Consider the following 12,743-nt stretch of genomic DNA (forward strand, 5'->3'; position numbering starts at 1 on the left):
CCAATAGAAAAAGTCCCATTTACAAATTTGTAAATGGGACTTTTTTATGTAAAATGGGTAGGTAATTTAGTCTTCTAATAATTCTGGGCGGCTTAAAATCAATTCGATTTTCTTGATAGTAATGGTGATTTGGCTCATTTGTAATTCAATATTTCTAAAGAATAAACTGATGTCTCTATTTACCCAACTTTCAGAGATAACTCGTGATCCCAAACTAATTCTTAAAATCGCACTTTCAATTTCGTTAGAATATTTTACGTTTACCGCTTGACCAATATGGCATTTTTGAGCAGCAAGACGAATAATTTCTAATGAAGAATCAGCAAATTCATCTGACAAATCAGAGTTCAATAAAGTATATAATTTTTTAACTTTTTCTAGTGGTAAAGCGGTTTCATTATCCAAGATAAAGAATGGGAAAATAGTACGGATGTTTCTTATTCCGAATGCTTTGCTATTGTAGCTTTTAGTTTTAGCTTCGTCAGCGTAAATTGGTTGTAAAAATGAAGCTTCTTTAATCGAGTCTTCAACAAAGTTGCAAAACATTTCGATTCCCATGTTACGGTATAAAACTGGTGTTTTGTAATAACGATCCATCTCGACAACTGCAGCATTCCAGCGCATATACGAACCGTAATTGTAGCCATCAGAAAGTGCTTTTGAGCATTCCCAAGTACTAGGCCAGTCAGAGTGGTTGTAGTACTGCGTTAAGCCTGCTGGTAATACATTTTTTGAAGATTGGATTGAATTACTTACATTCTTTGGCAGTATTAAAGCGCCACAGTATGGAGGTCCAGTAAAAAACTTACTTCCAGTAATAGTTACAATGTATCCTTTGTTTAAATAATGTTGTATGTCTTTAGGATCTAATCTTAGTTGTGATCCGTCAACAATAATTTGCATTGATAAATCCTTAAGAGTATTTAATTTTTTAATGAATTCGTCGCTAGGTGCTTGATATCCTAGTTTAGACTGGTCCATGGTGTGCAATACTACATGTCTACCAAGTTCTTTGGTTTTTAAAACGGCATTAAAAACTTCGTCATCCAATTGTTTAGCCGACTTTAAATCTCCGTTTTCATCTCTAAAAGGAACCTTAATTACATCTACATCTCTAAATCCTTCGATTTGCTCTCCTTTTTTAATTGGGAAATTCAATGCTGTTGTGTTTTCAAAATGACATCCTTTTAATGCAGCAGCAACACCGCTTCCAGTCTCGTCAGAAGCCACAAGTATGTGCGTGATTTCGTCATTAGACATGATCTGTGTGATTGCAGCAATTTGTAAAGAGGAGTCAGTTCCAGAAGGAGAGAAAATGATCTCACACTCTTCATTCAACTTAAAGTTTTTTCTTAAATTAGTCTTTAGCAATTCAGAGAAAGCAATAGTACTCTCTTTGAAACCATTTTTAAGGCTATTTCTAATCAAGATACTTCTCACTTTGTCTGTTTTATCAAATGCAAAGTTTGATACACTAGAAGCAGTTGAAGAAGCAAAAGTAAAAGCATCAGGCCTGGGGAACGGGCGACAGCCGTATTTATTTAAAAGATGAATTTCATCAATATTCAATCTCAAATCCCCACCAGACATTAATAAATATTCGGTAGGTTTTGCTAAGTTTTCGACAATGGCTTTCCATGACTCTTTTAATTCCGTGCTTGTACTTTGTAATCCATGAAAAGACTGCAATTCAGTATTCCCTAAAGTTTTTGGTGTGGCAGATTTGTTAGCTTCTTTTATTAAATTTATAAGAAGAAAATCTAGATCTTCTAATTTTTCTTTATCGTCTTTTGGTAATAAATTGTAAAATATTTTAATAACCTCTAGCGCTGCTATATCACAAAGAACCGTATCCTTTTTTTCGTGATCAAGCGCTTTGTACCACAATTGCCACTCAATACCATATCGCAAATACAATAGCGCTAAGATGGGTTTGTCTAAAAAAGCAGTACCTATAATAATTGATTTGTTAGGAACAATTTTAAATATTGTAGGTTGCGTAGTTGAGGTAATAATGTTAACATTATTTATTTTAGGTACCGTATTAAAACGTTTTAATATGCGAACCAAATAATTTACATTCTCTTTTTCAAATAAACTGGTTCTGTTGTATTGATTCTCAATTAAAATATTGTTTGTCATAGGTATTATAAATTTATGCGTTCGTGAGAACGTTTTTCTTTCAAGCGTATTATTGCTGCGTATTGACTTTCTTGTTTGTTTCGTAAATTATCTAAAATACGACTGCAGTTAATGAAAACTGTTTATGTGAATAGTATGATCTAATGAATAGTAAAAACAAAGTCACCTCTATACCAACATGTTAAACTACAAAATGGATGTAATTTTTTAATATTTCTAATGCTATTGTAGCGTCCAAATTTCTATATATTATCAGCTCGAATCAATTATAAAAACAAGTCATAAAAAGAAAAAAAGCCATTACTAAATCTCGGTTTTATCCCAATTTAGAAAAGCAAAAATCAGGCAAATATAAGGAACTTGTAGCGATGTAGAAAATAAATGTTTTAGAGTAGTGTTCTAAAGGCTTTTGACACTAGCGATAGTGCATTTTTTAAATAATGTACAGTATAATTTATACGCAAAAAATAAAGTTGAGATACGCAGTTCTAAAGTGATTGATTGCAAAAATCGAACAAAACAAATACTTGAGAAAAAAGCTACAATAACAATCTTTTAATTTTTGCTTTTATAGTATTACATACGCACTAAAGCTTAAACAACCATCATTTGAGAATAGGTTATTAGTACAATTGCAAGAAGTGCAAATGCAAGTCCTACATAGTTTTTAGAATTCAGCTTTTCTTTAAAGATCAAAACGCCTACCAAACTCCCTATTACAATAACTCCCATGTTCATTGCAGCAAATACTGTCGATGGATTTTTGGCGAAAGCCTGATGCGCTTTTAAGTAAAACAATATATTACCAAAATTGAATAAACCAACTAACAAGCCAAAATATAGATTGCTACTTTTAAAAGACACTTTTTTAATGGATGCCTCATAAATCACATAAATTAGAATAACAACTAACGAAATCCCAAAAGTGATGAATATAGAGGTGGTGAAAGGGAGGCTTGTCGCCAAAGCGATTTGTTTAAACAAAATATCGATTGCTCCAAAACCTACCAAAACTACTGCTGGATACAGCCATTTTCCGTTTTGGTTATCTGTCTTTTTAGATAGAATTAATACTAGGGCAGGAAGCGCGATTAAAAATGCTAAGAGCTTTATTTTACTAAATTCCTCACCAAATAAAAACCAGGCTGCAACGATTGGTATGAATAGTGATAAGCGCTGGGCTGCATCTGTTTTTACGATTCCCATATGCTTTATCGAAGCGGCTAGAAATAAAAAGATAGTAGGCAATAATATCCCTAACGGAATGTAAATTTGCCAAGGCGCTGTAGCATTTATAGCCTCTAAATCTGGACTAAAAAAGAAATAACATAGAATCAAAGCCATCACATAATTCCAAGCTACAACTTGGCTAATGTTGAGATTTTGTTTTCGGCCTACTTTAAAAATAATACCCACAGTAACGCTACAAAGAATACTTAATATAAGAAATAACATAGTTGTAATTTTGAATACATTGTTGTTAACACAAAAAAAACTCCAGCCGTAGCTGGAGTTTTATATATAAATGTAATGAAGTTTATGCCTCTTCCATAGTATGATACACGTTCATCACGTCATCATCCTCTTCTAATTTTTCAATCAGTTTTTCAACGTCAGCCATTTCAGCCTCAGTCACAGCTTTAGTAATTTGAGGAATTCTTTCGAATCCAGAAGATAAGATTTCAAGATTACGATTCTCTAATTCTTTTTGGATTGTTCCAAAACTTGCAAAAGGAGCGTAGATTAAAATCCCGTCTTCATCTTCAAAAACTTCTTCAGCACCAAAATCGATTAATTCTAATTCTAACTCTTCAGCATCAAGTCCTTCGGCAGGAACTCTAAAATTGCAAGTATGATCAAACATGAATTCTACTGAACCTTGCGTTCCCATAGTACCGTTACATTTGTTAAAATAACTCCTAACATTAGCAACTGTTCTATTGTTATTATCAGTAGCAGTTTCTACAAGAATAGCAATTCCGTGAGGTGCATAGCCTTCAAATAAAACTTCTTTATAGTTAGCTGTATCTTTATCGGTGGCTTTTTTAATAGCACGCTCTACATTCTCCTTAGGCATGTTTGCTGCCTTAGAGTTTTGAATAACGGCTCTTAATCTTGAATTGGCATCAGGATTTGGTCCACCTTCCTTAACGGCCATTACAATGTCTTTTCCAATTCTGGTAAATGCCTTAGCCATTGCTGACCAACGTTTCATTTTTCTACCTTTTCTGAATTCAAACGCTCTTCCCATTTCTGATTTTTATTTTTAATGCGGTGCAAAAATACAATTATTCCGCTATTTTTAAAACGATTTGCTGTTTGTCTGTAATTTTAAAACAAGCTTTATAGTTAGCAAACTATTTCATTCTCTAAAAGTGCAGTCGTTTGACAACTCAATCACTTAACTATTTCGTCTTACTTTTTGTAAAAAGGTAATTTTACCACCTTAGCAGCAACATCTTTTTTACGTATTCTAATATAAATATCGCTTTCAAGAGCGCTATTGTCAATAGTAACGTAACCCAAACCAATTCCTTTATTCATTGAAGGTGACATTGTTCCCGAGGTTACGATACCAATTACTGCTCCAGCTCCATCTACGATTTCATAATCGTGTCTTGGTACCGCGCGTTCTTGCATTTCAAAGGCCACTAGTTTTCTAGAAACACCTGCTTCTTTTTGCTTTTTCAAGTTTTCAGAATTCGTAAATTCTTTATTGAATTTAGTAATCCATCCTAAACCTGCTTCAAGCGGCGACGTAGTGTCGCTAATATCATTTCCGTACAAACAAAAACCCATTTCTAAACGCAATGTATCTCTTGCAGCCAGACCAATTGGTTTGATTCCAAAAGCTGCTCCAGCCTCAAAAACTTTATTCCAAATCACCTCAGCATCACTGTTTTTACAGTAGATTTCGAAACCACCTGAACCTGTATAACCCGTCGCAGAAATAATTACATCATCAATTCCAGCAAAATCAGCTACTTCAAAATGGTAGTATTTAATCGCGCTCAAATCAATAGATGATAGGGATTGCATTGCTTCTACTGCTTTTGGTCCTTGGATTGCTAACAAAGAGTACTCTTCAGAAAGGTCTTTCATGTCAACACCTAAATCGTTGTGAGACGAAATCCAGTTCCAGTCTTTTTCAATGTTCGAAGCATTTACGACTAGTAAATACTCTTCTTCCTTCATTTTATAGATAATTAAATCATCCACAACACCACCGTCATTGTTAGGTAAACAAGAATATTGCGCTCTACCAACCGTTAAAACTGATGCATCATTAGAAGTTACTTTTTGGATCAAAGCCAAAGCATTAGGACCCGAAAGTAAGAATTCTCCCATGTGCGAAACATCAAAAACTCCCACGTCGCTACGTACCGTTTCATGTTCAGCATTAATCCCTTCATAGGTAATTGGCATATTGTATCCAGCAAAAGGAAGCATTTTAGCTCCCAAACTTTCGTGTATGTGCGTAAGCGCAGTATTTTTCATCGTTTGTGTATAAAATTTGAAGTCGCTAATTTATTGAAAAATTATCATATTAAAGGTATCAAATATGTAAATTCAATAGTATTTAGGAGCTATTTCCAGCTATCCGTTTCAATCTTTTACTTTTTAAGAAAAAAGTAAAAGGATTTCCACTGCTATCTGGGCTAGGGACTTTGTGAACTCCTAGACATTGTTTTGAAATCAGAGTAATTTTCGAAAAAAAAAAAGACAGACTAAAATACGTTTTTTGATTTGTCTTTCTTTACTATAGCTTCTTTTGAAACAAGCTCGGCTTAATATTTGGCTGGTGCACCAGCTTTAGGTAGGGAGTTTTTTATAAATGTTCTGATATCCTCATTGGCGGATTCTAAATCTTGTTTTCGCAAGTACATCATATGTCCGCTTCGGTACCCTTTCCAAGAAATGCGTTCCTTTAATTTACCGCTGGGATCCATTTGCCACAAATTATATTTGGCATTAAAGTAATCACAAGCTCCGTCATAGTAGCCTGATTGTACCATTAAATTCAAATACGGATTTTGTGCCATAGCCTGTCTTAAATTTTCGGCTGTTTCATCACCAGATCTGTCCCATGGATGAACAGGACCAAACATATTGTATTTAAAATCTGTTTTATAATTGAGTTCGTTGCGAAGATACATATTGATAGCTGGAGTAAAGGAGTGCAGCCACGAAGTCAATTCTGCATTAAAATCAGGACCATCACCAGCATCTTTTCTGTCAATTCCTTTGTAACGAGAATCGAGCCTTCCTACCGTGAAGCCTTCATCACGCAATAATTCTTTCCAGAAATAATTAAAAGGCACGTCAAGATTGTTTTGTAAAACTACTTTTTCAGATAGGCCAGAGTAGCGTGCAATTCTTGCTGCTATTTCTTTCTTTTTTTCATTGTCTAGCGAACTCCCTTTACTAATGGCAGGTAATAATTCATTAATAGTAAAATCTTCTATCTCGGGTAACAGAGCGGTCAAGTCTTTTGCTTGTAAATCGCTAGGGAGTTTTTTATGAAACCAAGCTGTAGCAGCAAAATAAGGTAATTTCAATGCGGCATCTGCAGCGACACCACGAGTAATTCCTAGGGTAGTTGGAGAAACTAAAATCACACCATTCAGGTACATCCATTCGCTATTTTGCAATTCTAGTGCAAGCCCAGAGACGCGGGTGGTTCCATAACTCTCACCTATAAGATATTTAGGCGAAGCCCAACGATTTGATCGCGTTACAAAAGAACCAATCCAATCGGCTAAATATTTGATGTCAGCATTTACACCAAAGAATTTTTCTTTTGGAATGTCCTTACTTGTTGCTCTTGAATACCCAGTATTTACGGGGTTCACAAAAACAATATCGGCTACATCTAATATGGAATATGGATTTTCTTTAATTCCGTATGGCTGTACAGGATAGCCTTCGTCGTCAATATTGAGTAATTTTGGTCCCGTGTAAGCAATATGCATCCATACCGATGCAGATCCAGGACCACCATTAAACGAAATCACAAGAGGGCGAGAGTCACGGTCCTTCACATCGGTGCGCTCGTAATAGGTATAGAACAATCCTGCAATCGCTTTTCCGTCCTCGTCCCAAACTGGCATGGTGCCGGTCGTCGCTTTGTAAGGAACTTTTGTGCCTCTGATAGTAGTTACGTGATTAGTAACGGTACTTTGATCCGGATTAAAAACAAGATTAGAAGCTCCTGAATTTTCCTTCGCTATCTCTTTTGGTTTTACAGTTGGTTCTTGTGCATTAGATTGATTAATAGCTACTAGTAACAATAGTGAAAATAATGTTTTTTTCATTGGTACATTTTAAGGTTTGATTTAATCTTACTAAAGTATTCTTTTTTAGGTTAATAAAAAAAAGAGATGCCAAATTCAGATCTGATATCACCAGCGGATAGGATAGGATTCTTGTAGTTTTGATTTTCGTTTCAATTTATTATTAGTATTTTTAAAGAAACTAATTAGAAAATGAATATGCTACATATCACTAAAAGCGAAATAACAAAACGATACAAACCCATCGACTCCAAGGCGCACAAAGGCACGCAAGGACACGCTTTGATTGTTGCAGGAAGCTACGGTAAAATAGGAGCAGCAGTATTAGCATCAAAAGCTTGCCTGAAATCGGGTAGTGGACTGGTAACTGCTTTTGTACCTAAATGTGGTTATCAAATCCTCCAAATTTCAAATCCCGAAATCATGACACTCACAGATGTAGAGGAGACTTTTATTTCGAATATAGATTTTGATATCAAACCACAAGCTATCGCTATAGGACCTGGTTTAGGACAAGGAAAAATTACTCAAGATGCTTTGCATCAGTTTCTGAAGAGCAATAGAGTTCCGCTAATTCTTGATGCCGATGCTTTAAATATTCTGTCCATTAATAAAAATTGGTTGTCACTTTTACAACCTAAAACCATTCTTACGCCACATCCTAAAGAGTTAGAACGCTTGACTGGAAAATGGAATTCTGACGAAGAGAAATTAAATAAAACAAAGGCTTTTAGTAAGCAATATCATGTAATCGTTGTGATGAAAGGCGCTCCTACTGTTGTGATTAATGGAGATGCAGTCTATAAAAATAGCACAGGTAACGCGGCACTAGCAACTGCAGGAAGTGGAGATGTACTAACTGGAATCATAACTAGTCTTGTTGCGCAGTCTTACGAACCTATTACTGCAGCAATTTTAGGAGTGTACCTTCATGGTTTAACGGCAGATATCGCCTTACTTAAAACGGGGCATCATGCCTTTATTGCTTCCGATATTATAAACTATTTAGGCAAAGCATTCCTAACGATAGAAAATGAGTAGCAAGTAGTGATTCCTACAACAGTAAATAGGTTTTATTTAACGAATTCCACTTTACAAATTTGTAAGTTTGTAGCTTAGTAAAACCCGAATATGAAAACGAACTTTAATCTTCGAACCGTGAATGTTACACGGTATATCACGCCTTTGCGCGAGGGCGGTTCACTGCCTGCTTTGGCGGAAGCCGATGACGATTTTAAATATGTCCTCAAATTTAGAGGAGCCGGTCATGGTGTTAAAGCCTTGATAGCAGAATTAATTGGGGGCGAAATTGCCCGTGTCCTTGGAATGAGAATGCCCGAATTAGTTTTTGCAAATCTTGATGAAGCTTTTGGTAGAACCGAAGCCGATGAGGAGATTCAGGATTTGTTGCAAGGAAGTCAAGGAATGAATTTGGCTTTGCATTTTCTATCAGGAGCTATTAATTTTGATCCGGTAGTTACAAAAGTGGATCCAGTTTTAGCTTCGCAAATAGTATGGCTTGACGCTTATATCACCAATGTTGATAGAACGTTTCGAAATACCAATATGTTGATTTGGCATAAAGAATTATGGTTAATCGATCACGGGGCGAGTTTATACTTTCATCACTCTTGGACGAACTGGGAGAAACATGCTCAGAGTCCGTTTGCACTTATTAAAGATCACGTTTTATTGCCACAAGCATCAGAGCTTGATGCGACGGATACTGCATTTAAAAAGCTTCTAAGTCCAGAGGTTTTAACTGGAATTGTAGCCTTAATCCCAATAGATTGGTTGCAATGGGAAGATGTAGATGCAACAGCAGAAGAGTTGCGAGCTATCTATTTACAGTTCTTGACGACTCGATTAAATCATTCAGAAATTTTTATAAACGAAGCAAAAAATGCAAGAGAAAAACTTATATGAGTATGCTGTAATTCGGGTTGTGCCTAGGGTAGAACGCGAAGAATTCCTGAATGTAGGGATTATACTTTTTTGTAAAAAATCCAAATTTATAAAGGTGAAACACATGGTGCCGCTTGAAAAGATTCTAGCTTTATCATCAGAAGCCGATGTCGAGCAAATTCAAGCAAATATATATGCTTTCGAAAAAGTGGCTCATGGTACTAAAGATGGTGGACCTATCGCTATGATGGATATTCCGTCACGTTTTAGATGGTTAACGGCTTTACGAAGTTCGGTAATTCAATCTTCAAGACCACATCCAGGAATGTGTGATGATCTTGATCAAACCATAGAGCGCTTGTTTACCGAATTGGTTTTGTAATTTCATAGTAGCATAGGATAAAAATGAGATAGGTGATACCGTTGTGTGTATCACCTATTTTATTATAATCCTTTTTCTAATACCATAAATTCTAATTGCTCGTCGACAATAGGAATATGTATATCGCTTACTGGAAATGCTTCTCGCTCTCCTGTATCTTGATAACCATGGCGTTCATACCATTCGATTAATTCTTTCCTGATCGAAATTACAGTCATTACGATTCTCTTTAATCTGAGTTGGTTAGCATGATCTTCGGCTGCAGCCAATAGTTTTTTACCAATGCCGCTATTTTGTAATTCTGGAGATACCGTAAGCATCCCTAAGTATAGTTTGCTTTCTTTTTCGATTAAAAGAACACAGCCTAGAATCGTTTTGTCATCAGTAAATTTTAATAAATTTTGTTTGGAATCTTTTATAATCTCTAGTATTTCGGTTTTGTTTGTTCGGCTTCCTTCTAAAATTGTGGCTTCAGTGGTCCATCCTTTTTTTGAGGTTTCTCCTCGGTAAGCTGAGTTTATTAATAGTGTTAATCCAGTAGTATCTTCGATTTTTGCAGATGTAATCATTATAATTTAATGGTGTTTCTTGATAGTAAAAATAGATTTTAATTTTTAAGCAGTAACCAAATGGCTGTTTAAAAATTGAAAAATGGCATCAGCTAGTTGCTTATGAAAAGCAACTCTGTCAAAACCTTCGGGATCAGTTGCAGGTAGAAAATCAGGTCTCTTCATGGCATCAGGAAACGGACTAATAAAAGAGAAGTGTCCTGCATTTTTGATTTCGCGTAAGCGAATTAATTCTGGATTGGGAACGCCATTTAAAATCACATCCGCAGTCCACTGTTTTGGAGTATATTTATCCTCGGTGGCGATGTATAACAAAATAGGAACAGTGACTTGACTCAATGCAGCAATCGGACTGAAATATCCTGCTGCAGGTGCCATAACAACGATGGCTTTAATGCGATCGTCTTTTTGAGTTGCAATCGCTTCGCCTTGCATTGAATAAGCTTTGCCGCCTGCAACGGCTAGAGCAGTATAACCTCCAAAGGAATGTCCAATCACTGCTATTTTAGTAGCATCAATTTGTTGCTTTAAATGAGATTGATGTAATAGCTGGTCAATGGTTAAACTTATGTGCTGCGGTCGGTATTCCAAATTTTTAACGCTTTTTGAAAGTGAGTTATCTATTCGATTATTACCATAGTGTTCCGGCATCGCCACAATGTAACCACGAGCAGCTAGATATGTGCTAATAGTTCTATAAAGATATTGAGAACCACTGTTACCATGCGAGATGATGACCAATGGAAATTGACTATTTACTATTGTAGCATCTACAGCAACATCGATTATAAAAGGACCAAAATTCGTCATTTTACTAGCCTCTATTGTAGGGTAATGTAGCAATACGGGAAAAGAAAGTTCGTTTTTACTATCGGTGATTTTGATACTAGTACTCCCTACATTAAAAAGTGGTTCGTGCATTATTTTTTGATGTTTTGTAATTTGGCTAGTTCTTCCTTAGCATGAACATTGCTAGGGTTTAATTGAACCGCTTTTTTGTAATTCTCAATTGCCGCCTTTGTGTTTTTGTCGGCAACATATGCTTCTGCTAAGCTATCAAATACATTGCTTGATGTATCAAAATTAGCAGTATTAATTTTAAATACGGCTATAGCTTGTTTTATTTTTCCATCTTGTAATAGCTGATAACCAGCATCATTAAGATCTGATTCTACTATTGCATAAGTATCCACTTTTTTTAACGCTTCTAATTTGGTAAAAGCAGTTTCAATATCATTTTTATGAAGTAAATTTAAAACAGTAGTCGCTAGGGAAGGTTGAGGTAACTTATAGGGTTTGTCATATAAGATAGCTCGAATTGCAGTACTAATTTCTTCTAGAACGGTATTGCCTGTATTATTTAATAACAGAATTAAATTTTTATCCTCCGGTATTCTCGAAATTAAACTATTAAAGCCTTCGATACCACCGCCATGCTCAACAACTTTGAGAGGTTGTTCTTTAAGATTGGAGATTTCTCTAATAAACCATCCGTAGCCGTATTTTATATTTCGAAAAGTAGCGTAAGTATTAAAGAGGGAATCTTTGAATTTTTTAGTTAGTAATTTATCCGTGTATAAAGCTTGGTCCCAAAGTTGTAGATCTTCTACAGTAGTGTACATTCCGCCTGCGGAAAAAGGAACAGACATATCAGTAAATAAAGCTTTCTTAAATCCGTCAAAGTCTTTCTCATAACCCGAAGCGCGGTTTTTGACAATGTGATCATTTTGGTCATAAGCTGTATAAGTCATTTGTAAGGGATCAAGTATAGATTCTTTTAAGCACTGCCCGTAAGTTTTACCGGTAATTTTTTCGATAATATGTCCCAATAAAAAATATCCAGAATTGCTGTACGCTAATCGCTCGCCCGGATTAAAGTCAAGCGGTCTATTCATAAAAAGTTTTACAAAATCATCAGTTGTGTAAGAATGATTAGCGATCTCTTTTTGGAAATTAGAAAATGACGTGTAATTAGGAATTCCAGAAGTATGTGTTAATAGATGGTGTACTGTGATAATAGCACCAGTGTTTTTAGGATAATCAGGAAGGTAGGAACTAATAGGTACATCTAATTTTAATTTGTCTTGAGCGACGAGTTGCATTATAAGCATCGATGTAAATTGCTTTGTAACAGAACCAATCCTAAAAACAGTATTCACCTGGTTGGGCATATCCCATTCCATATTAGCCAAGCCAAATCCTTTTTTATAAATCGTAGCGCCGTTCTCAGCTACTAATAGTGTTCCATTGAATTGATTGTACTCATGGTATTTGGTCATTAGTTGATCAATTTTTTCTGCTTTAGTTTGCGAGAATCCGTTTGCAGTAGAAAGAAGTAAACACAAGATCGCGAAACCGGATATTTTTTTTATTCTAAAGGGCGTTTTAATTATCTTCATTGTAAGTATTTTAATTTTTTAGTAGTTAAGTGCAACTGCGGTAATTAAACAT

At 35.4% G+C, this 12,743-nt stretch carries 11 protein-coding genes; 3 read left to right on the forward strand and 8 right to left on the reverse strand.

The window, feature by feature from the left end:
- Positions 1-66: 66 nt before the first annotated feature.
- The 5 genes from H603_RS0115390 to H603_RS0115410 form a co-directional block, all read right to left on the reverse strand.
- The gene (locus H603_RS0115390) at positions 67-2,142 is read right to left on the reverse strand and encodes a hypothetical protein (RefSeq protein WP_026709459.1); all 2,076 of its coding nucleotides are present in this window, start codon (positions 2,140-2,142) and stop codon (positions 67-69) included.
- 594 nt (positions 2,143-2,736) lie between these two features.
- Entirely contained in the window at positions 2,737-3,597 is an 861-nt protein-coding gene (locus tag H603_RS0115395) for a DMT family transporter (protein ID WP_026709460.1), read from the reverse strand.
- A gap of 82 nt (positions 3,598-3,679) precedes the next feature.
- Positions 3,680-4,393: a YebC/PmpR family DNA-binding transcriptional regulator gene (locus H603_RS0115400; protein WP_026709461.1), complete on the reverse strand. Its 714-nt coding sequence runs from the start codon at positions 4,391-4,393 to the stop codon at positions 3,680-3,682.
- Between the two features lie 164 nt (positions 4,394-4,557).
- Complete coding sequence (gcvT, locus tag H603_RS0115405) at positions 4,558-5,640, reverse strand: glycine cleavage system aminomethyltransferase GcvT (protein WP_026709462.1); 1,083 nt, start codon at positions 5,638-5,640, stop codon at positions 4,558-4,560.
- A gap of 290 nt (positions 5,641-5,930) precedes the next feature.
- Entirely contained in the window at positions 5,931-7,457 is a 1,527-nt protein-coding gene (locus H603_RS0115410) for a S10 family peptidase (protein WP_026709463.1), read from the reverse strand.
- A 171-nt stretch (positions 7,458-7,628) separates the two neighbouring features.
- Between H603_RS0115410 and H603_RS0115415 the strand changes: the two genes are divergently transcribed.
- The 3 genes from H603_RS0115415 (at position 7,629) to H603_RS0115425 (ending at position 9,723) form a co-directional block, all read left to right on the forward strand.
- On the forward strand, positions 7,629-8,477 hold the full coding sequence (locus H603_RS0115415; protein WP_026709464.1) for an NAD(P)H-hydrate dehydratase: 849 nt from the start codon (positions 7,629-7,631) through the stop codon (positions 8,475-8,477).
- A 90-nt stretch (positions 8,478-8,567) separates the two neighbouring features.
- The gene (locus tag H603_RS0115420) at positions 8,568-9,362 is read left to right on the forward strand and encodes a HipA family kinase (RefSeq protein WP_026709465.1); all 795 of its coding nucleotides are present in this window, start codon (positions 8,568-8,570) and stop codon (positions 9,360-9,362) included.
- Positions 9,340-9,723: a DUF3037 domain-containing protein gene (locus H603_RS0115425; protein ID WP_026709466.1), complete on the forward strand. Its 384-nt coding sequence runs from the start codon at positions 9,340-9,342 to the stop codon at positions 9,721-9,723. Before H603_RS0115420 ends, H603_RS0115425 begins: the two co-directional genes overlap by 23 nt.
- A 62-nt stretch (positions 9,724-9,785) precedes the next feature.
- Here H603_RS0115425 and H603_RS0115430 read toward each other — a convergent pair whose 3' ends face one another.
- From H603_RS0115430 to H603_RS0115440, 3 genes are read right to left on the reverse strand one after another with little or no spacing between them, the layout of a single operon-like run.
- On the reverse strand, positions 9,786-10,292 hold the full coding sequence (locus H603_RS0115430; protein ID WP_026709467.1) for a GNAT family N-acetyltransferase: 507 nt from the start codon (positions 10,290-10,292) through the stop codon (positions 9,786-9,788).
- Positions 10,293-10,337: 45 nt separating this feature from the next.
- Positions 10,338-11,213 carry an alpha/beta hydrolase family protein gene (locus tag H603_RS0115435; RefSeq protein ID WP_026709468.1) on the reverse strand — a complete coding sequence of 292 codons (876 nt, stop codon included), beginning with the start codon at positions 11,211-11,213 and terminating at the stop codon, positions 10,338-10,340.
- Positions 11,213-12,691, reverse strand: a complete 1,479-nt coding sequence (locus tag H603_RS0115440; protein WP_084157762.1) for a serine hydrolase domain-containing protein — start codon at positions 12,689-12,691, stop codon at positions 11,213-11,215. The genes H603_RS0115435 and H603_RS0115440 overlap by 1 nt, the downstream gene beginning before the upstream one ends.
- Positions 12,692-12,743: the final 52 nt, after the last annotated feature.

It is taken from the genome of Flavobacterium frigidarium DSM 17623, from assembly GCF_000425505.1.
GTDB lineage: Bacteria > Bacteroidota > Bacteroidia > Flavobacteriales > Flavobacteriaceae > Flavobacterium > Flavobacterium frigidarium.